19 protein-coding genes are annotated in these 17,829 nt (G+C 42.9%); 6 read left to right on the plus strand and 13 right to left on the minus strand.

Annotation, left to right across the window (positions count from 1 at the left end; all coding sequences use genetic code 11):
- Positions 1-165: 165 nt before the first annotated feature.
- Positions 166-570, minus strand: a complete 405-nt coding sequence (locus V7K21_RS21065) for an Npun_F0494 family protein (RefSeq protein WP_335177175.1) — start codon at positions 568-570, stop codon at positions 166-168.
- Positions 571-764: 194 nt separating this feature from the next.
- On the opposite strand from V7K21_RS21065, the gene V7K21_RS21070 reads away from it, so the two are divergent.
- The gene (locus V7K21_RS21070; RefSeq protein WP_335177176.1) at positions 765-1,202 is read left to right on the plus strand and encodes a peroxiredoxin; all 438 of its coding nucleotides are present in this window, start codon (positions 765-767) and stop codon (positions 1,200-1,202) included.
- A 78-nt stretch (positions 1,203-1,280) separates the two neighbouring features.
- Here V7K21_RS21070 and V7K21_RS21075 read toward each other — a convergent pair whose 3' ends face one another.
- The 5 genes from V7K21_RS21075 to V7K21_RS21095 all read right to left on the minus strand — a co-directional run bounded on the left by V7K21_RS21075 (position 1,281) and on the right by V7K21_RS21095 (position 6,589).
- Positions 1,281-1,676: a hypothetical protein gene (locus V7K21_RS21075; protein ID WP_335177177.1), complete on the minus strand. Its 396-nt coding sequence runs from the start codon at positions 1,674-1,676 to the stop codon at positions 1,281-1,283.
- A 33-nt stretch (positions 1,677-1,709) separates the two neighbouring features.
- The gene (locus V7K21_RS21080; RefSeq protein WP_335177178.1) at positions 1,710-2,597 is read right to left on the minus strand and encodes an ABC transporter permease; all 888 of its coding nucleotides are present in this window, start codon (positions 2,595-2,597) and stop codon (positions 1,710-1,712) included.
- 119 nt (positions 2,598-2,716) lie between these two features.
- Positions 2,717-3,736, minus strand: a complete 1,020-nt coding sequence (locus V7K21_RS21085; protein WP_335177179.1) for an ABC transporter ATP-binding protein — start codon at positions 3,734-3,736, stop codon at positions 2,717-2,719.
- A gap of 136 nt (positions 3,737-3,872) precedes the next feature.
- Entirely contained in the window at positions 3,873-4,850 is a 978-nt protein-coding gene (locus V7K21_RS21090) for a choice-of-anchor A family protein (protein ID WP_335177180.1), read from the minus strand.
- A 203-nt stretch (positions 4,851-5,053) separates the two neighbouring features.
- Complete coding sequence (locus tag V7K21_RS21095; protein ID WP_335177181.1) at positions 5,054-6,589, minus strand: aminotransferase class I/II-fold pyridoxal phosphate-dependent enzyme; 1,536 nt, start codon at positions 6,587-6,589, stop codon at positions 5,054-5,056.
- A 60-nt stretch (positions 6,590-6,649) separates the two neighbouring features.
- On the opposite strand from V7K21_RS21095, the gene V7K21_RS21100 reads away from it, so the two are divergent.
- Positions 6,650-6,826 carry a hypothetical protein gene (locus V7K21_RS21100; protein ID WP_335177182.1) on the plus strand — a complete coding sequence of 59 codons (177 nt, stop codon included), beginning with the start codon at positions 6,650-6,652 and terminating at the stop codon, positions 6,824-6,826.
- Between the two features lie 58 nt (positions 6,827-6,884).
- A complete protein-coding gene (locus V7K21_RS21105; RefSeq protein WP_335177183.1) occupies positions 6,885-7,610 on the plus strand; it encodes a M15 family metallopeptidase in 726 nt (241 codons plus the stop codon).
- Here the strand turns inward: V7K21_RS21105 and V7K21_RS21110 are convergent.
- Entirely contained in the window at positions 7,598-8,071 is a 474-nt protein-coding gene (locus V7K21_RS21110; protein WP_335177184.1) for a TspO/MBR family protein, read from the minus strand. The genes V7K21_RS21105 and V7K21_RS21110 overlap by 13 nt on opposite strands.
- A gap of 90 nt (positions 8,072-8,161) precedes the next feature.
- Positions 8,162-8,635: a TspO/MBR family protein gene (locus tag V7K21_RS21115; protein WP_335177185.1), complete on the minus strand. Its 474-nt coding sequence runs from the start codon at positions 8,633-8,635 to the stop codon at positions 8,162-8,164.
- 630 nt (positions 8,636-9,265) lie between these two features.
- Between V7K21_RS21115 and V7K21_RS21120 the strand changes: the two genes are divergently transcribed.
- Together V7K21_RS21120 and V7K21_RS21125 are read left to right on the plus strand one after the other, a co-directional pair.
- Complete coding sequence (locus V7K21_RS21120) at positions 9,266-9,520, plus strand: hypothetical protein (RefSeq protein ID WP_335177186.1); 255 nt, start codon at positions 9,266-9,268, stop codon at positions 9,518-9,520.
- Positions 9,504-9,638: a hypothetical protein gene (locus tag V7K21_RS21125; RefSeq protein ID WP_335177187.1), complete on the plus strand. Its 135-nt coding sequence runs from the start codon at positions 9,504-9,506 to the stop codon at positions 9,636-9,638. Before V7K21_RS21120 ends, V7K21_RS21125 begins: the two co-directional genes overlap by 17 nt.
- A gap of 53 nt (positions 9,639-9,691) precedes the next feature.
- On the opposite strand, the gene V7K21_RS21130 is transcribed toward V7K21_RS21125, so the two are convergent.
- The 3 genes from V7K21_RS21130 to era all read right to left on the minus strand — a co-directional run bounded on the left by V7K21_RS21130 (position 9,692) and on the right by era (position 12,831).
- Positions 9,692-10,132: a hypothetical protein gene (locus V7K21_RS21130; protein WP_335177188.1), complete on the minus strand. Its 441-nt coding sequence runs from the start codon at positions 10,130-10,132 to the stop codon at positions 9,692-9,694.
- 887 nt (positions 10,133-11,019) lie between these two features.
- Positions 11,020-11,697, minus strand: coding sequence for a response regulator transcription factor (locus tag V7K21_RS21135; RefSeq protein WP_335177189.1), 678 nt, complete (start codon positions 11,695-11,697; stop codon positions 11,020-11,022).
- 159 nt (positions 11,698-11,856) lie between these two features.
- On the minus strand, positions 11,857-12,831 hold the full coding sequence (gene era, locus V7K21_RS21140) for a GTPase Era (protein ID WP_335177190.1): 975 nt from the start codon (positions 12,829-12,831) through the stop codon (positions 11,857-11,859).
- 283 nt (positions 12,832-13,114) lie between these two features.
- Between era and V7K21_RS21145 the strand changes: the two genes are divergently transcribed.
- The gene (locus V7K21_RS21145; RefSeq protein ID WP_335177255.1) at positions 13,115-14,197 is read left to right on the plus strand and encodes an ATP-dependent 6-phosphofructokinase; all 1,083 of its coding nucleotides are present in this window, start codon (positions 13,115-13,117) and stop codon (positions 14,195-14,197) included.
- Between the two features lie 117 nt (positions 14,198-14,314).
- On the opposite strand, the gene V7K21_RS21150 is transcribed toward V7K21_RS21145, so the two are convergent.
- Both V7K21_RS21150 and V7K21_RS21155 read right to left on the minus strand, forming a co-directional pair.
- Positions 14,315-15,442 (minus strand): succinylglutamate desuccinylase/aspartoacylase family protein, encoded by a 1,128-nt coding sequence (locus V7K21_RS21150; protein ID WP_335177191.1) that lies wholly within the window; start codon positions 15,440-15,442, stop codon positions 14,315-14,317.
- Between the two features lie 461 nt (positions 15,443-15,903).
- On the minus strand, positions 15,904-17,634 hold the full coding sequence (locus V7K21_RS21155; protein ID WP_335177192.1) for a beta strand repeat-containing protein: 1,731 nt from the start codon (positions 17,632-17,634) through the stop codon (positions 15,904-15,906).
- Positions 17,635-17,829 lie beyond the last annotated feature (195 nt).

Raw genomic sequence — 17,829 nt, forward strand, 5'->3', positions numbered from 1 at the left:
GCGTCAGAGCGTCTCTTCCTCTCTCTGTCTCGCTTTTTTACTCCCTATCAGCCCGATCACAAATTTCAATTAGATGATTATGGTAAAGACTTCATGAATCGGTGTGATGTTTCCGTATATATTGTTCCCTTTGATTCCCTAATCCTAACTCTTTGGTTTTTTATTCTAAAAGGGTATCCGTAACCAACGAATCACAGCATCGGATAAACGATCGCCCCATGAAGGAATCCGCCAATTTTTTCCCTGGTATTGTTCTACTAACTGGCGACCCAAAGGAGTCAGGCGAAAACTATCTGTAATCCCCTGACCATCGACTTCTCGCCGCAATACACCCACTTGGATCAGCCAGCCCAAGGCGTTGTCACATGCTAATTCTGACAAAGGGCGCTTAGTATAACCTTGCTTTAGTCCATTTTCTAGAGCGATCGCGGCTACTGACACACTCTGGTGTACCATCACTTCAAATAAAGATAGATTAAAAGGTGAACACACTAGCGATCGCTCGGCTCTTTCTACTGTGCTTCGAGGATAGACAAAAATATTTGGGTTTTGGGAATCAACAGCAGGCATTGTGTATGGGGAGAAATTTTTCTTCTAAGAAAGATTAATTTCAGAATATATTTTTTCTTGTATCAGCTACCTGATTTAACCAAAATTAGTTTTCTCAAGTATAGTTATGCTATTTTTCAGTAATTATATTTAATCATTATAAATTAATGTAAAATTTCAAGTGCATCAACAATCTGAAACAGGAAAGGTTAATTATGCCTCTAGCAGTTGGTACGGATGCACCTGCATTTACCGCCAAAGATACAAACGGCAACACAGTCTCGTCATCTGATTTCACCGGCAAGACGGTCGTTTTATATTTTTACCCCAAAGATGACACGCCCGGCTGCACCAAACAAGCCTGTAGTTTTCGGGATGCCCAATCTCAATATCAAGGTAAAGATGTTGTAATTTTGGGAGTAAGTGCTGATGATGAAGTCTCCCATCAGGCATTCACCCAAAAATATAATTTGAATTTTCCCCTACTAGCTGACAGCGACAAATCTCTCATCAAAGCTTTCGATGTGGATGGTGGCGGTTATGCCAAGCGCGTCACTTACGTAATTGACCCCAGCGGCAAAATTACCCATGTTGACGCTAATGTAAATACCACCACCCATGCTAGCGATATTTTAGCTGCACTTGGGCTGTAGTTTTTTTACCTGATAACTAAGGATTTTTTAAATAGTTTCAGCCCCAAGCTTTTAAAGCTTGGGGTTCTTTGTTTGAATTCAGTTACCTGATGGTGGTGTAACTGATCGTGGTGTAATCACTGGTTGTGTAACCGCTGGCAAACCGGGGGTTGCTTGTTGTTGACCTTGAATTAGTCTTTGTTGCCTTGCTTTAAAGGCTGCTGCGGCTGAGTTTAGTTGTTCGTTCTGTTGGTTAGAATCCCAATTGAGAGTCCCGAAATTTGCCCGATGAATCAGGTCAAACATGTTGAAATTGTCTGAGTTTGAACGGGAGAACGGATCGGTATTTTGGTCTGTTGTAGTAGTACTGGGAAAAGCATCCGTTGGGCTGCTGATTTGAGCCGAACTTGGTTGAGCCATCAGCAAGGAAGCAAAGCTAATTCCTGCCGCAGTAGCCACAAAGAGTCTAGGAATTTGTAAAAATGGTTTTTTCATGGGGTTTTTACCCTAAAATTTCTCTATTTTATCTTAAGCAAGAGTCCGACGCAGTTGGGGTTGAATACTCACTAAGGCGACTACGGCAAAGCCAAACAACACCAGTAACGCTCCCCCAAAGGTAACATCGCCCCAAGGAGCCTGCATGACTACACTACCTAGTCCCCAATTACTGTGGAGATATAGATAGCGAATTGGTTCGATCGCATAGCTGAGAGGATTCAGAGTAGCCACAACCTGCAACCATTGAGGCATGAAGGATAGAGGAGCCAAAGCAGTACTAGCAAACAATAATGGAAGGTTAGTGACAAAAATCACTGCAATCAATTCAATGTGTCCGGGTAGAGCAAAAGCTAAACCAAGTGAGATGGCTGTCACACCCAAAGCTAAGAGCAAGACAATTAAAGCGATCGCACTTAAACCAATTATATTTGGTAGTCCAGCGCCCAAAAACGCTGCTGCCGCTACAATCACCGCTGCTTGCAGCAAACTTTGGCTGATGATAAATATTGCCGAAGCAAAGACAATGGAAAACCGCGATGCTAACGGTGCTACCAGTAAACGATTCAAAAAGCCAAACTCGCGGTCAAACATCACGGGTAAACCAGCATTCAGCGCCCCAGCAAAGGCTGTAAACACAATTATGCCGGCAGCCAAAAATTGACCATAATTTGTTGTATTGCCAAATATACCTTTAGGAGCATTTTGGAATAAAGCACCAAATAGCAATAACCACATTACTGGCTGAATAATTCCGGCAACCAATGTAGAGGGACGGCGTTGCAACTGAATAAACAAGCGACGAGTTAAAGCCAACGTCTCTTGTATCAATTCACCGAAAAAGTTAGGTGCAGCATTAGCCTCAACTTGCGGCGATGCTAGCGGCTGCCAATTTAGATCAGATTTAGGAGTAACGCTCATAGCAATTTTGGATTTTGGATTGGGGATTTTGGATTGGGGATTGGGGATTGGAGATTGGGGATTGGGGATCAGCAAAACTCTTTCCCAATACCCAGTCCCCAGTCCCTAGTCCCCAGCCCCTATCTCATATTCTGCTTTTTCTCAGCCTTAGGATCGCGGGTGGCAACTGCTGCGAGTTCTGCATCCATCAGTGTACGTCCTGTAGCGGCGAGGTAAACGTCATCGAGGCTGGGGCGAGATTGGGCAATGCCAAAAATTGGCAAGCCAGCGGTATTCAGCGCTTGCTGTATGTTAATCAGAACATCATTCTGTGGTGTCACCACCAAGTTGAGAGAATTACCTTGAGCGCTGTTGATGATGACTTCTTGCACAAATGGCAAGGGTTGCAAGAGGTTTCTAGCAATTTCGGCTTCCTGAATGGGGGAAAACTCGCGGATTCGCAAGGTGATGCGATCGCCCCCTACTTTATCTTTTAATTGTGAAGGTGTACCAGCGGCGATCACAACGCCCCGATCTATAATTGCCACGCGATCGGCTAGGGCGTCAATTTCTTCTAGATAATGGCTGGTAATTACTACCGTTGTCCCAGAGGCGCGTAATTTTCGCAGGAAATCCCACACCACAAAACGAGTTTCTATGTCAAGTCCCACAGTTGGCTCATCCAACACCAAAACATCGGGTGCATGGAGCAATCCAGCAGCCAAGTCTAGGCGCTTGCGTAAACCGCCAGAGTAGGTTCCTGTTTTTTTATTAGCGTATTCTTGTAAACCGAGTAAATCTAATACCGTCTCAATGCGCTGTTTGGCGATCGCGCCTGAAAGGTGATAAAGTGCTGCTTGCAATTGCAGCAGTTCTTTTCCAGTCAACACCTTATCTATAGCGACTTCCTGAGCTACATAGCCTAGTCGTTGTCTTGCCACTCTCGGATTATCTAACACAGAGATGCCAGATACTTCGATTTTGCCAGCATCCGGTGTGGTAAGTGTACACAAAGCACGCAAGGTAGTAGTTTTACCAGCACCGTTAGGGCCAAGTAAACCAAAGATTTCTCCTGATTCTACCTGAAAGGAAACATCCTGGACGGCGACCACTGTACCGTAGCGTTTTTGCAGATTTTGAATTAAAACGGCGGGAGCCATGACAGCTTATCCCCAACTATACAAATCTCAATAAAGTCTATCTTTATTGTAGAAGGTAGGGAGCAAGTAAATAGCGCATGAGCGAAATATATGTAAACAAGTTCGTCTCATGCGCTATGCTGCCAGAAAGTTATGATTATTCTGGGCAAGTTGCTTGATTGCGTTTGTGGCGAAATAAACCAAATACTACAGCAAATAATCCTAAACCTGGAAGATTTGCAGGCTCTGGAACTTGAGTCCGGATGGCAGGCGGAGTGTAGTACTTAGCTGGGACATCCGGCAGATCGCCATTAAACAGATAGTTGTGAGACTCCCCATTTCCTGTCAAAGAAGCTACCACCACGTTGCCGTTAACTTGACCATTATTAAAATTGAAATTAGCTAAAGGAGCAAGAATACTACCCAGTATGCTAATCCCACTGGCAGTTATGTTTGTCGCTTCATAGAAGTTGTAGATCACCTTTTGTTGATCTGTGCCAGCGATATTGAACCCAAAGTTTTGCAGCGACACATCCTTACCGCTGATATTGACTACAACAGTCGAATTTGCATCCGCACTGATTCCAAAAGAGTTTGTCTTGGAGACAGATGATCCGGCAACATTAAAAACATTGAAGGCAGTACCACTGCCACTAAGGTTAATAGCACCCCAAGATTGAACTGTTGTTTTACCAGTAGGAGTTAAGGTTGCCAAATATTGAGATAGCCCTCCCAATTGTTTCCCTGCTTCATTGAAGTCGATGGGTTTACCCTTGCTGAGAGTTCCCTGTGGAATTCCCTCATTGCTGGATACATTGGCGGTACCTCCGTAAATAGCATTACCGTGGTAGACTTGGCCGCTGCTCAGAGTTAAGTTTTGTCCAGCTACTACTACGTTGCCGCTATTGCCAGAAAGTTTGCTTCCGAGTCCGCCGACGAAATTCACGTTACCGCCAGCAGCAAGTTTTCCTTCAATATCTGTATATTGTTGAGAGATATCTCCTAAGACAAATACATTGTAATCAGAGGCAGCGCCTAACTCAACTGCATTCGCTCTTGCTGAGAAACCCAGCGCTAGTGTGACTAAAATTGGAGCTGCTACTACTCCCCAAACATAATAAGTTTTTAATTTCATGTTCTGATTTATGATTTATCAACATCATCCTATGGGTATAAATTAAAGATGGCATTAGTCTGCTAGCTATTTTCATTGAATTTTTATCCTGGATATAATTCGTGTATATTTTTACCTTAATTAACCATTTAGCCGCACATTTACTGTTGACTATATCAATTAATTTTTTATCAACAAGAACTCAGTAATTATGAGTTAGGACGTTATTTCACAACTTTCAAAGTTTTGAGGCTAGTATCAGCAGAACCACTGATAAATCCCCCCATTGCCTGGATTTGTTGTAGGTAATCAAGGACAGGTTTAGTGATTATTTCTCCCGGCATTAACACAGGAATTCCTGGGGGATAGGGACAGATGATTTCTGCACAGATGCGATCGCTTGTCTGTATCAAAGGTAGTATTTCACTGACAGCAAAAAAAGCTTCGCGAGGAGAGAAATGTAATGCCGGACTTAGTGTACTAACAAAATCCTGCCAAAGATGGCTTTTAACATTCAAGTTAGTTCGGCGATATTCTTTGGCAAGAGTGGTAAAACCTTGCACTAATTGCTCAATATCAGCTGGGATGTTGCCTAAACTAATGATTAAAGTAAGATGTTGCAGTGAGGCGAATTCAGCAATGACAGCAAATTTTTCATCGAGAATTTCATCTGCTTCAAATCCGGTCAAGCCTAAACTAGAAACAGTGACAGTTAGTCGCGTTTTATCTAAAGCCACAAAGCCGGGAGATCCCTCCAGCCCTACGGACAGTCGCCTCAATGGCGAAAACCTCTGCACGGTACTGTCCTCCCCTTTATAAGCAGGGCTAGGAATCTCTAAGATAGATAATCCAGGAATTTGACTGATTTTTGTTCTAGCTTCATCTGCAAGTTGTAAAGTGCGAGACATCAGCATTTTTCCGTAGAGTGCCATTTGCTGACGCGCTGCATCTAAAGAAGCTAAAAGTAAATAACTAGGACTGGTAGATTGTACCAATTGCAAAGCTTTACTGATGCGATCGCAATCTATCCTATTACCTTGAACGTGCAACATCGATGCCTGTGTCATCGCACCGAGTACTTTGTGGATGGATTGTACAGTTAAATCAGCACCTGCGGCTAAGGCTGAAGTGGGTAATTCTGGATGAAAGGCAAAGTGGGCGCCGTGTGCCTCATCTACAAGTAGAGGGATATTATATTGATGTGTGATGTTGGTGATCGCACTCAAATCTCCGCAAACGCCGTAATATGTTGGGTAAACTGTCAACACTGCTTTAGCGTCTGGATGTTGTTGGAGTGCAGATTGTAGGGTATTGGGCGTGATGCTATGGGCAATATCTAAAACTGGATCGTATTCAGGATTGAGAAAAATTGGTATTGCACCAGAGAGAATTAAACCAGCGATCGCAGAAGAATGTACATTGCGAGGCAGAATGATTTTATCACCTGTGCCACATGTAGCGAGAATTGCCGCTTCAATCCCACAAGTAGAACCATTGACAAGAAACCATGTTTGCAAAGCACCAAATGCCTCAGCCGCTAGTTGTTGTGCTTCTTGAATAACGCCTTGGGGTGCAAAGAGATTATCTAAATCTGCTAATTCGGTTAAATCAGCGCGAAAGACGGCTTTGCCAAGTAAGTCAGCCAAGGGTTGAGAAATTCCCTCACCTTGTTTATGTCCTGGGGTGTAAAAAGGCGCATGGTATCTTGCTGAATTGGCTTTTAAAGCATCTAATAAGGGTGTTTGGTTTTGATTGAGCATTTAAATAAAATAAACCGTTAATGATAAAATTTGAAATCTGTTAGGGCATATTCATATACCATGAAATTACCCAACGGCGAACAAGCAGAGATTTCTGTGCAAAAGCTCATAGGTTATTGTCTAAATTCAGAACATCCGAGTGGGAAACTTGCTGATACTCAAGGCTCTGAATATGCAATAGCGGCTTTAAGAGCAGATGAAATCTTAGTTTTACATTATGATTTGGCAATTGCCTAAATTTTTACCTGAATGCTATGCTTGCGTTAAAATTCGTAAGTCCTGCGTGGCTAACTAGATGAGGCCTTATCGTCAAATCCCGATCTTTGAGTGTGGTGAACCGCTAGTGAAGATTCCTTTAGAATTGTTTGCGGTGGAATCTCCCCATCCTTATGAAAAGTTAGGTGCGCCTTATGGTGAACATTCCCCTTATTATCTCCGTCAAAGCGTTATTGAAAATTTGATCCAAGCGCAAAATTCTCTTGAACTGCTGCATCACTTGTGGCGTATCCAAATCTTTGATGCCTATCGCCCGATCGCAGTCCAGCAGTTTATGGTAGATTACAGCTTCGCGCAAGCAGTTAGGGAAAGGGGACTGACTAAGGTGGAGTTATCGCCAAACCAACGCCAAGAGATTTGGGAAGCGGTTTATGAAATTTGGGCTGTACCGAGTTTGGATGAAAAAACTCCCCCTCCTCACAGTACAGGTGCGGCGGTGGATGTGACGCTAGTAGATCATGCAGGGCAAATAGTAAATATGGGTTCGCCGATTGATGAAATGTCCGAGCGATCGCATCCCGATTATTATGCCAATAGTGAACAGGCACAAGCGCAAAAGTATCATGCTCACCGTCAGCTGTTGCGAGATGTAATGTTAAAAGCCGGCTTTCAACGTAATCCCAGAGAGTGGTGGCATTTTTCTGTTGGCGATCAAATGTGGGCTTGGCTGAATAATCAATCCAATCCAGCCAATCCTGTCACAGCACGTTATGGGCGTCTTGCACAGATGCGTTATGCATTTTGAGGATTTTGCTCCTTTAACTCGTCCGTGGTGTAAGTACCAATGGGAGTCCAAACTAGATAAGGAAGGAGTAATAACGCCGCTAGTCCAGAAATTAGCAAAACGCAGATTGCAAGGATAACGGCTGAAATTAAACCTGTTAGCCCAAGAATTTCCCCAATTTTGAGACTGCGAAACCTCAGCATTACAGGTATGTAGGCGACGGTGATAATTTCCACTAAGACGTACAAAGCCATTAGTAGCCAAGTAATTAGGCTTCCTGGGCTTTTTTCCCAGACAATATAAGCTGAAGCTGCACCGCAAATAAAAATCACAGTCCAGATCAGCGGAATCAACGGCTCAAAAACTAGCCAGCGAGGGCGACGTAACTGTGCAAACCATTTGACATCACGTGGCGTGATTAAGAAACTACCAAGGGCAACGAAGAAAGTTACAGCCCCAATTATTATCCAAGATGGAATCATAATGCACTTAGGTTTTGTGTATTTTGTCAAGTCATATACTGCAAGTTTGACAATTTAGGGCGTAGGTTGAATCATTCGCTGGTGCGATTCTTAGGCATCTTGAGGATTGAGACTGACCATCTGCCAAGTGGTATAAGTACCAATGGGACTCCAGAGCAAATAAGGAACTAGTAACAGTGCTGCCCAACTAGAAATACTTAAGGCTGCAAGTATCAATAAAACACAAATGAGAAAACCTGTGCCGCCAAGAACTGTACCCACTTTTAGACTGCGAAGCTTAAACATTACAGGCGTATAGGCAATGGTCACAATTTCTAAAAGCAAGTATAAACCCATGATTAACCAGGTTGGGGTGCTTCCTGGGTCTTTTTCCCAGATAATATAAGCTGACCAAGCACCGCAAATAAATATTACAGTCCAAATAATTGGAATTGCACCCTCAAAAGTTAGCCATCTCGGTCGTTGTAAGCGCTTGAACCATTGGCGATCGCTAGGCGTAATCACGTTAGCTGCTAAGGCAACCAAGAAAGCCACACCCCCAATCACCATCCAAGATTTAATCATGACCGTTAATCCTTATATAAGCGCTATCTATCGCTTAATATCACTCTTTATAGTGTGATTTTGTCAATTTAATTGCTAATTACTCATCATCCCTGAGTTTGATACCTTCAGATCGTTTGGCAGGATTTTAATTTATGGGTATTGCGAGTTGGGCATAGAGCATTGGGGAGCCAGCGCCGTGGGCGGGTTTCCCGACTTGAGGCGACTGTCGTCATGGGGCACTGGTTATTAAACCTCATCTATATTGAGAACCGTAGTTTTTGCCCTCACCCTAAATCCCTCTCCCAAGTAGGGGAAGAGGGACTTCTTTCCGGCTCCCCTTGTCCCAATATTGGGAGAAGGGGCTGGGGGATGAGGGTTTTTTCTTTTCATACGGAAAGAACTACAGTTTTCAAGGTGGACGCTGTTTAATTATTCTCCTCTGCCTCTGTGCCCCTGTGCCCATTTATTCTTCACGATGTTGGGGTGATTATGTCTAGGGGCGGGGGTATGGGGCGAAGCGTGGAAATATTCTTGGCAATAGTCAACACTAGTGTAAGAAGGCAGGAGGCAGGAGGCAGAAGGGAAGAAAGCTTATACTGAGTAGTGAGTTTTGAGTCCTGAGAAAATTCTAATGAGTCTTTGATACTCGTGAATGAGTATTTTAACTCCGTGAACGAGTCTTTGAACTCCGTGAATGAGTCTTTGATACTCGTGAATGAGTGTTTTAACTCCGTGAATGAGTATTTGAACTCCGTGAACGAGTTTTTGAACTTCGTTAACAAGTCTTTGATACTCATGAATGAGTGTTTGAACTCCGTTAACGAGTCTTTGATACTCGTGAATGAGTCTTTGAACTCCGTTAACGAGTCTTTGATACTCGTGAACAATGATTCAGAATCTTAAGAAGAGAGGCAAAACGACGGCATTCAAACTTTTACAGGCGGTTCTCAAGGACACAAAAGATTTCTTGATAAAACTAGGTTATACGATCGCTACCGCAATGGAGGCGATCGCACCATAATTTCTGAACCCTACGAGATTTTGCTACGGCATCACATCTTACCAGTTCAGCTTTTATGAACCGACAGTGACGGTGTAAGACAACACAAAGGGCTTGAAATTAGCTCCAGATTTGGGAGTACCGCTTAACTCCAATTCATAAGCTCCTACTTTGGGAAATACGATCTCGGCTCCGGGAATGTTTTTATATTGCTTGGTTAATACATTATGTAAACTTGGCTTCAGTAATGGGGTATCAGTTTCGCTGTGAGGTTGAGGGTAGACAGCCAACTGACAGTTACATTGTGTCAAAGGGATTACTTGCCCGCCTTTACGGGTGAGGACAATCCAAGCATGAGCGGTTTTGCCAGCTTGAGGATTGTCATTGGGTTCAATATGCAGCATCCCGCCTACGTCTTTTGATACCTTTTCGGTGTGGGCATTAACAGGTGTGGCAATCAGAACCGAAATTAATAATAGCCATCCCAAATTCTTCTCTAAAGTAAAGTGGAACATAGAGTTTATAAGAGTAAGCGAAGTAGACCAGGTTGACTGGGGAAAGGCAATTAAAGGAAAATTCAAAGATTTTTGATGTTATTTTTCCACCAGTCTTTATGAACGATAATTTTAAAAGAATAATTGTGTCAAAAGACAACCTGTCAAACTTTGCCCGAAAATTCCTTACCAACTACTAAAGCTCAATCCCAATTAAAAAATCGTTGACTTCTGAACTTACTACCTAAATATCTAACTTAAAGGCTCATTAACTTATTACTTATGATAGTTACTAAAACTCACCTGGATGAGTGAAACTAGTAAGAGTGATAAGTGAGAGGAAATATACTTAGTAACTGAGGTTCAAAGCATGGACTCGACAGGTAAGGTTCTAATTGTGAACTCGTTCTGGTATCTTCCAATGCCGTTGAAAGAGTATGTAATGAGCCGAGTGACTGTCTACTTTTATAACGATGGGTGGATTCCAATTAAATATTGTTTTTTGGAGAAGGCAATTGTGCTTCACCAGAAGGCAAAGCTAGAAGGCAAGGAAATTTTATTATTTCCTGCTGATCTAGACCCGAATGAATTCTCAAACTCTTTTAACTAAAATGGATTGAGGTAGACTATTTTTCAAAAATATTGGCAACAAATGAATCGGCTAGAGAGGCGTACATATATATGTACGCCTCTACTTGTAAAATGGGATTAAAAATTCGTGCGAACTTGAAAGCTAAAGGTGATCGCCATGAGATACAAGTGTGTCAGCTGGTCTTAAGTCTGTACTGACATATATCTCATCAAAGATATTGTTAACAAAAAAGTAAATACTGTAATTTTTGACTTCGTAGCCAATGCAGGTATTCACCAGCGCCAAGGGATTTTGATAGCTGTAATTATACAGATAATCAAACTAACCCAGAACGGAGTGCCACAACTGCTGCTTGCACGCGATCGTCTACTGCTAATTTATTCATAATCCCCCGGACATGAGTTTTTATGGTGTTAGGACTGAGATACAGTTTTTCGGCAATCTCTGGGTTACTTAAGCCGTCTACCATGAGTTTCAACACTTCTAACTCGCGCCCAGATAAGTTGGCGTTGTTGCTGGTGGGTGAGGGCGGTTTGAGATTATCAATTACTCGCCGCGCAATTTGGGGATCGAGATAGGCTGCACCATCAACTGCGGCTGCGATCGCACTTAACAATCGTTCCACACTTGCACCTTTGATGCAATATGCATCTGCACCGCTAGAGAGGGCAGCAATAATTTCTGTCTCCGTTTGATGAGATGTCAGCATCACCACATGAGTTGCTGGCAGCGCCGCCTTAATTTGCTGTGTCGCTGCAATGCCATCCAATCGCGGCAACCCAATATCCATAACTACCAAATCAGGTTTTAGTTGCAGTGCTGCTTGGACTCCCAAATAACCATCTTCTACTTGTCCAACAATCTCCAACTGAGGATGAGCCATTAACGATTGCTCTAATCCCAGTTGCATCATCGGATCATCTTCGACAATTAACACGTGCAACGGCGGAGCATTGATTGGTAAATTTAAGGGATAACGAGTATCTAAAGACATTTTTATTAGTTAGGAGTTAAGAGTAATTCAATTTTTGATTTTTGGTTTTTGATTTTAGATTGAAGGAAAAATTTAAAATCTAAAATTGCCCAAGTTGGGAGTTAAAAGTTATTCATAAGTTTTTAGTTCAAAACCCATAACTCTTAACTCCTAACTTTTCTATTCTTCTACGCGATAGCCTAACTCTGCTAAACTGCTCCGCGACTGTCGCCATTTCGGCTGGACTTTGACAAACAATTCTAAGTAAACTTTACCAGAGATTAACTTTTGGATTTGTTCACGAGCTTCACTACCAATTGCTTTGAGCATTGCTCCGCCTTTGCCAATGAGTATGCCTTTTTGGGAATCGCGCTCAACGTTGATGGTAGCAAGTACACGGGTAATGCTGGGAGTTTCTTCTACTAAGTCAATGGCGATCGCTACTGAATGGGGTACTTCTTCACGAGTCAATAATAAAATTTGTTCTCGGATCAATTCGCCCATAATAAAGCGCTCTGGCTGGTCTGTTACCAAGTCTGGGGGATAATATAATGGCCCAATTTCTAAATGTTCAATTAATAATTCTTGAAGTTGCGGTAATCCTGCACTAGTCTTGGCTGAAAATTTCACGATTCCCCATTCATGGGACTTGGCCATCTGGGCGTAACTATCATCTAGAAACTGAGAATCCGCGGGTTGTTGATCGATTTTGTTCGCACCTACAATTACCGGTGTTTTGCTGCGACTGAGCAAATCGGCAATATAGCGATCGCCTGCACCACATGCCACTGCTCCATCTACCACAAACAAAACTACATCTACCGATTCAATCGCAATTTTGGCATTTTGCACCAACACTTCCCCCAATTGATGATGGGGCTTATGAATTCCTGGCGTATCTACAAAAATTAACTGAGCCTCTGGTGTAGTTAATATACCGCGCAAACGATTACGTGTTGTTTGCGCTACTGGTGATGTAATGGCAATTTTTTGTCCTACTAATTGATTCATTAAAGTAGATTTACCGACATTAGGACGACCAACAATGCCGATAAAACCTGATTTAAATTCAGGAGGAGCCTCTGGGATTGTTACTTCTCCTGAAAAAGAGAAGTTGTAATTATCAATACTAGTCACCTTTGGCTCCACCCTCATATTTTACAGCTGGGATAACTTGATTTTTCCTTAGACACAAAACAAGCATAAAATTACCCTGGCATTTTTAGGGACTGTTTTTGCCGAGGTTTAATCTACTACTGGCTCTACACTTAATATTTTACAGCTGAGATAACTTTGTTTTGTTTTTAGATACAAAACAAACATAAAATTACTTTGGCATTTACAGAGAAGATTTTTGAATCAGTTTAATCTGCTGCTAACTTTGGCTTAAGTTTCATCGACTACTCAATATATTTGGATCAAAATGTCAATAAAAGATATCAGAGAAGGCAAACGCATAGGAATTCTTACCAGTGGAGGTGATTGTTCTGGCTTAAATGCTGTGATTAGGGCTGTAGTAAATTGTGCTGTGAATACCTACGGCTGGGAGGTTTTGGGAATTCGTCAAGCGACTCTAGGATTAATGGCGCGTCCGCCACAATTCACCAAGCTGGAAGTTGATCAAGTTGACTCGCTATTAACTGCGGGTGGCACAATGTTGGGGACAACTAATAAAGGCGACCCTTTTGCTTTTCCAATGGCGGATGGAAGTTTATGCGATCACTCCGAAGAAATTATTGCAGGTTATCATGAACTAGGTTTAGACGCTTTGATTGGGATTGGCGGCGATGGTAGCTTGGCAATTCTCCGCCGCCTCGCCCAACAAGGCGGTATTAATCTAGTTGGTATTCCCAAAACGATTGATAACGATATTGGCATTACTGAACATGCCATCGGTTTTGATACAGCAGTCAATATTGCCACGGAAGCACTAGATCGGTTACATTTTACTGCTGCAAGTCATAGCCGAGTCATGATTCTAGAAGTAATGGGGCGTGATGCCGGACACATAGCAATAGCTGCGGGAATTGCGGGGGGAGCAAATGTAATTTTAATTCCCGAAATCCCTTACACAGTTGATCACATTTGCCACAAAATCAAAGAACGCCAAGATAAAGGCAAAAACTATTGTTTGATTATTGTTTCGGAAGCAGTTCGTACCCAAGATGGGGAAAATGTGACGATTACAAATCGGTTAGGTCAATCTCGATACGGTGGAATTGGCGAATATTTAGCAGATAAGATTATTCAGCACATTGGTGTAGAAACGCGAGTCACAGTTTTAGGACACATTCAACGGGGTGGAACTGCTTCACCACTAGATAGATTAGTTGCAACTGTTTTTGGCGTTGCGGCGGTTAATCTAATTGCAGAGAATAAATACGATCACATGGTGATTTGGCAAAATCGCCAAGTATTAAGTGTACCAATTACAGAAGCGATCGCTCAATATAGCGCCGTCGATCCGAATGGTACTTTAGTTAAAACCGCTCGTAGTATGGGCATTTATTTAGGCGACTAAATTTAGTGCTGTTAGCGGATAGCTAGAGTTTAGCCCGTGAGGAGTCAAGAGTGAGGAGTAAAGAGTTAAAAACTCCTAATTCCTAACTATTAACTCCAAATGACTAATGACTGATAACTAACTAATAATTCCTAATACGAACTCGCCTTCATTCACAGCTTGATTGGTTGCGACATCATAAACCAATCCATCCTGTTGAGCGCAGACATCAATTACACTGGGTAACTTACCTTCTTTATTAAAACTGAGAATTTGATACAGTTTTTCTCCAGCTTTTACTGAACTACCTAATTTTATTCTGGATTGAATCATGCCACCTGCGATCGCATAATATTTTTTCCTGTTGCTGCTAGATGTAAAAGTCATATTATGAGTTTTTATGTCATCCAATAAATCAGGAATTTGTAGTACATCTTTTTGTACTAAATAGTTTTTCACACCCCGTACACCTTTGGCAACTGAATCAGGGTTCATTTGCATTCCTGTTCCTAATTCTAGTGTCCAAGCTTCCACATCAAACTTGATTTCTCTACCCAACTCTTTAAAACAAGCTTCCAGTGCTAACCAAGGTTTGATAAAAGCTTCATCAAAAGCATCACCATCGTATTTATCAAGTAAGATCCCAAAATCAAGCAGGAAGTATTTTGCACTGTCTTCTCGATTTCGGAAGTAATAAATGTAGTCTAACGCTTGATTTGTAGAACTATGTAAGTCAATTAAGTAGTCTGCATCTAAACTCAAATTTTGTAGTTTGTAGCCAAAAAGCTCAGTGTACGGTACTGCACTAGGAGAATTAATTTTTTCTAAAATTTTTGCGAATTGTTGCTTAATTATAGTTAGATAATTTTGTCGAACGACCTCTACATCAATATGAAGTTGAGATTTAGTAAAAGCTACTAAATCATGAGCTTCTTTCTCGTAGTCCCAAAATATGCGATTCCAGTCTTTGGCTTCGTAAACGCAATATCGTCCAGGGGAAAAATGATGAGCGCGTTCATTCGTCCCCATTGGATTACAAACGGGAACCAGCCAAATTTCTCCATTTAAATCTGTATTATTTATTGTTAATAAAAACTCAATTAACTGGTGAATAACGGCATTGCCAGCAATTTCTGCACCGTGCAGATTAGATTGAATGTAAACCTTTTTACCAGGTTGAGCGCCGATGAATTTGTAAACTTGTAAGTAGAGGCGATCGCCCGAAGCCATTTGACGTAATACAATACTTTCAATAACTGGCAGCATAAAAGAATTCAGTGATAATTTGAGTAAATTATGGCTGTATCTGTACCGAATTAAAAGCCACGTAAACCCAAATCATACCAAGTATCTTTGTAGAGTGTGTTATGCCGTTCGCTTTTAGCGTTCCCGTACCCTTGCTCTTAAGCAAGCTACGCGTAGCATCTGCGATAAGAGAAGGGTAGGCTAATGCACCAAATTATCTATGCCGAGAGTCTTTAATAGCAATGGTGGGTTATGACGAAGGTGTAACCCACCCTATATTTACATATATCCCCACCAGACTAAATAAATATTGGGAATTAGCTATGCTCAATTTCTCTTGTTAGTCAAACAAGAGAAATTGAGACATAAAGAATGACAAGCGAAGCAAAAAGTCAGAAAGTTCAGATCAACTTAACTGGAAGGGGACGTAAACTCAATTAAACACTCAGGGGTTAAAACAGGAGATAGAGGAATTAACAAACTCATGCCCCGTTTGCCAAAGTACCGTAGCAAAAAGAGCTATCTGCAAAGATAAATTTCTCAAAGCCAGTCGTAGAGAAACTAATGGTGTTTCCATTGTTGTTGAAACTGATGTTGGCATTTTCAAGAGTGTTGCCAGAAATAACACCAGATACAATCACTTGGGAGCGTTTGAAAGCGCCCAAATCCAAGGTGTCAAAACCGTCGCCGCCATTAACACTCGCTTCCCCAAATCCTTTGAAGTAGTCATTCCCAGTGCCCAGATCAATCTTGATCCCGCCACCGATAGAGACTTTTTGTTGAACTCCATCTAGGATACTGGTGGCGATCACAGAGTCATTCCCATCGCCAGTCTTGATGATTCCTTGTCCATAAATGCCATAGGCAGTAGCACCAATTGTTGAAGATGCCTGTCCGGTAAGTTTGTCAGAACCCTCGCCCGTATCAATGACTCCATCGTTGAAGATGCCATAGCTGGTGGCGTTTTTTTCAGAACTGTTCCCATAACCGGTAATCGTGTCGTTGCCCCACCCTGTTGTAATAGTGGCGTTTTTAGTGTTTTGGATGCCGATTCCAGTACCGCTATCGCCGATGCCGTCAGGACTGGTGCCACTGTTGCCGCTGTTCCCTGTGCCAATGATCGTGTCGTTTGCGTCCCCTGTGTTCAAACTGCCACTATTGGCGATGCCTGTCCCAGTAGCACCGTTGGCGCCCTTGCCGTTTTGGTCTGTGCTGTCCTTTTCGCCACCGTTGCCGCCAGTACCTGTGCCAGTGATCGTGTCTTCTCCGTCTCCGGTATCCAGTTCCTTACTGTTAGTGATACCAGTTCCAGTACCGCCATCACCGCCGTTGGAAAACCCCCTGCCGCCGTTGCCGCCAGTACCTGTGCCAGTGATCGTGTCTTTTCCTGAGCCTGTATTAATACTGCCACTGTTAGCGATGCCGATTCCAGTAGCGCCATTCCTGCCGCCCTCGCCGGCGGCACCGCTGCCGCCAGTACCTGTGCCAGTGATCGTGTCTTCTCCGTCTCCGGTATCCAGTTTCTTACTGTTAGTGATACCAGTTCCAGTACCGCCACCGCCGCCGTCATTGCCGCCGTCGCTGCCCTTTCCTATGCCAGTGATCGTGTCGTTTCCATCTCCTGTATTAATACTGCCACTGTTAGCGATGCCTGTCCCAATACCACCATTGCCGCCTATGTAACCCCCACCACTGCCGCCACCAGTAGCGGTGCCGGCGATCGCGTCGTTTCCATCTCCTGCATTAATACTGCCACTGTTAGCGATGCCGATTCCAGTACCACCATCGCCGCCCTGGTAACCGCTACCACCTGTACCGCCAGTAGCGGTGCCGGTGATCGTGTCGTTTCCATTTCCTGCATTAATACCGCCACTGTTAACGATGCCTGTCCCAAAAGCACCATTGCCGCTGTTATTGGGGCCGCCACTGCCACTGCCGCCGTTGCCTGTGCCAGCGATCGCGTCGTTTGCATCTCCTGCATCAATACCACCACTGTTAGCGATGCCTGTCCCAGAAGCACCGTCGCTGCTCTGTTCAGGGCCGTCATCACCAGTAGCGATGCCAGTGATCGTGTCTATTCCTGAAAGTGTACGAATGGAACCTCCAGTTAAAATATCAATACCAATTGCCGGTGATGCATTTAACTGTTCTCCGATTAAAGTATCCGCACCCCCGGTGCCAATGAAATTGGGTGGAACGTTTAGTCTAGGCATGAGCAAAATCCTCTTAATTAGATTAGTACGGTAGTGAAAGCTGATTCAAATAATCAGTTTCTCAAACAAATTCCCAGAATCCTTTCTTTAAGGGCTATTCAATCATTAAATAGCTCTTGGAGAAGTCAGTTAAACCAATGTTGTTCCAACAAAATAATCAGAATTTCAGGGCATTAAACGCACCCAACAGTAGAT

Source organism: Nostoc sp., assembly GCF_036919595.1.
Taxonomy (GTDB): Bacteria; Cyanobacteriota; Cyanobacteriia; order Cyanobacteriales; family Nostocaceae; genus Nostoc.

What these genes read in the sequence shown, in the direction of transcription:
- V7K21_RS21110 (WP_335177184.1), bottom strand. Translation starts at nt 8,071, where the DNA reads ATGATTCCATCTTGGATAATAATTGGGGCTGTAACTTTCTTCGTTGCC.
- V7K21_RS21135 (WP_335177189.1), bottom strand. Translation starts at nt 11,697, where the DNA reads ATGTCTTTAGATACTCGTTATCCCTTAAATTTACCAATCAATGCTCCG.
- era (WP_335177190.1), bottom strand. Translation starts at nt 12,831, where the DNA reads ATGAGGGTGGAGCCAAAGGTGACTAGTATTGATAATTACAACTTCTCT.
- V7K21_RS21095 (WP_335177181.1), bottom strand. Translation starts at nt 6,589, where the DNA reads ATGCTCAATCAAAACCAAACACCCTTATTAGATGCTTTAAAAGCCAAT.
- V7K21_RS21085 (WP_335177179.1), bottom strand. Translation starts at nt 3,736, where the DNA reads ATGGCTCCCGCCGTTTTAATTCAAAATCTGCAAAAACGCTACGGTACA.
- V7K21_RS21070 (WP_335177176.1), top strand. Translation starts at nt 765, where the DNA reads ATGCCTCTAGCAGTTGGTACGGATGCACCTGCATTTACCGCCAAAGAT.
- V7K21_RS21100 (WP_335177182.1), top strand. Translation starts at nt 6,650, where the DNA reads ATGAAATTACCCAACGGCGAACAAGCAGAGATTTCTGTGCAAAAGCTC.
- V7K21_RS21130 (WP_335177188.1), bottom strand. Translation starts at nt 10,132, where the DNA reads ATGTTCCACTTTACTTTAGAGAAGAATTTGGGATGGCTATTATTAATT.
- V7K21_RS21125 (WP_335177187.1), top strand. Translation starts at nt 9,504, where the DNA reads ATGATTCAGAATCTTAAGAAGAGAGGCAAAACGACGGCATTCAAACTT.
- V7K21_RS21150 (WP_335177191.1), bottom strand. Translation starts at nt 15,442, where the DNA reads ATGCTGCCAGTTATTGAAAGTATTGTATTACGTCAAATGGCTTCGGGC.
- V7K21_RS21090 (WP_335177180.1), bottom strand. Translation starts at nt 4,850, where the DNA reads ATGAAATTAAAAACTTATTATGTTTGGGGAGTAGTAGCAGCTCCAATT.
- V7K21_RS21080 (WP_335177178.1), bottom strand. Translation starts at nt 2,597, where the DNA reads ATGAGCGTTACTCCTAAATCTGATCTAAATTGGCAGCCGCTAGCATCG.
- V7K21_RS21075 (WP_335177177.1), bottom strand. Translation starts at nt 1,676, where the DNA reads ATGAAAAAACCATTTTTACAAATTCCTAGACTCTTTGTGGCTACTGCG.
- V7K21_RS21105 (WP_335177183.1), top strand. Translation starts at nt 6,885, where the DNA reads ATGAGGCCTTATCGTCAAATCCCGATCTTTGAGTGTGGTGAACCGCTA.
- V7K21_RS21155 (WP_335177192.1), bottom strand. Translation starts at nt 17,634, where the DNA reads ATGCCTAGACTAAACGTTCCACCCAATTTCATTGGCACCGGGGGTGCG.
- V7K21_RS21115 (WP_335177185.1), bottom strand. Translation starts at nt 8,635, where the DNA reads ATGATTAAATCTTGGATGGTGATTGGGGGTGTGGCTTTCTTGGTTGCC.
- V7K21_RS21065 (WP_335177175.1), bottom strand. Translation starts at nt 570, where the DNA reads ATGCCTGCTGTTGATTCCCAAAACCCAAATATTTTTGTCTATCCTCGA.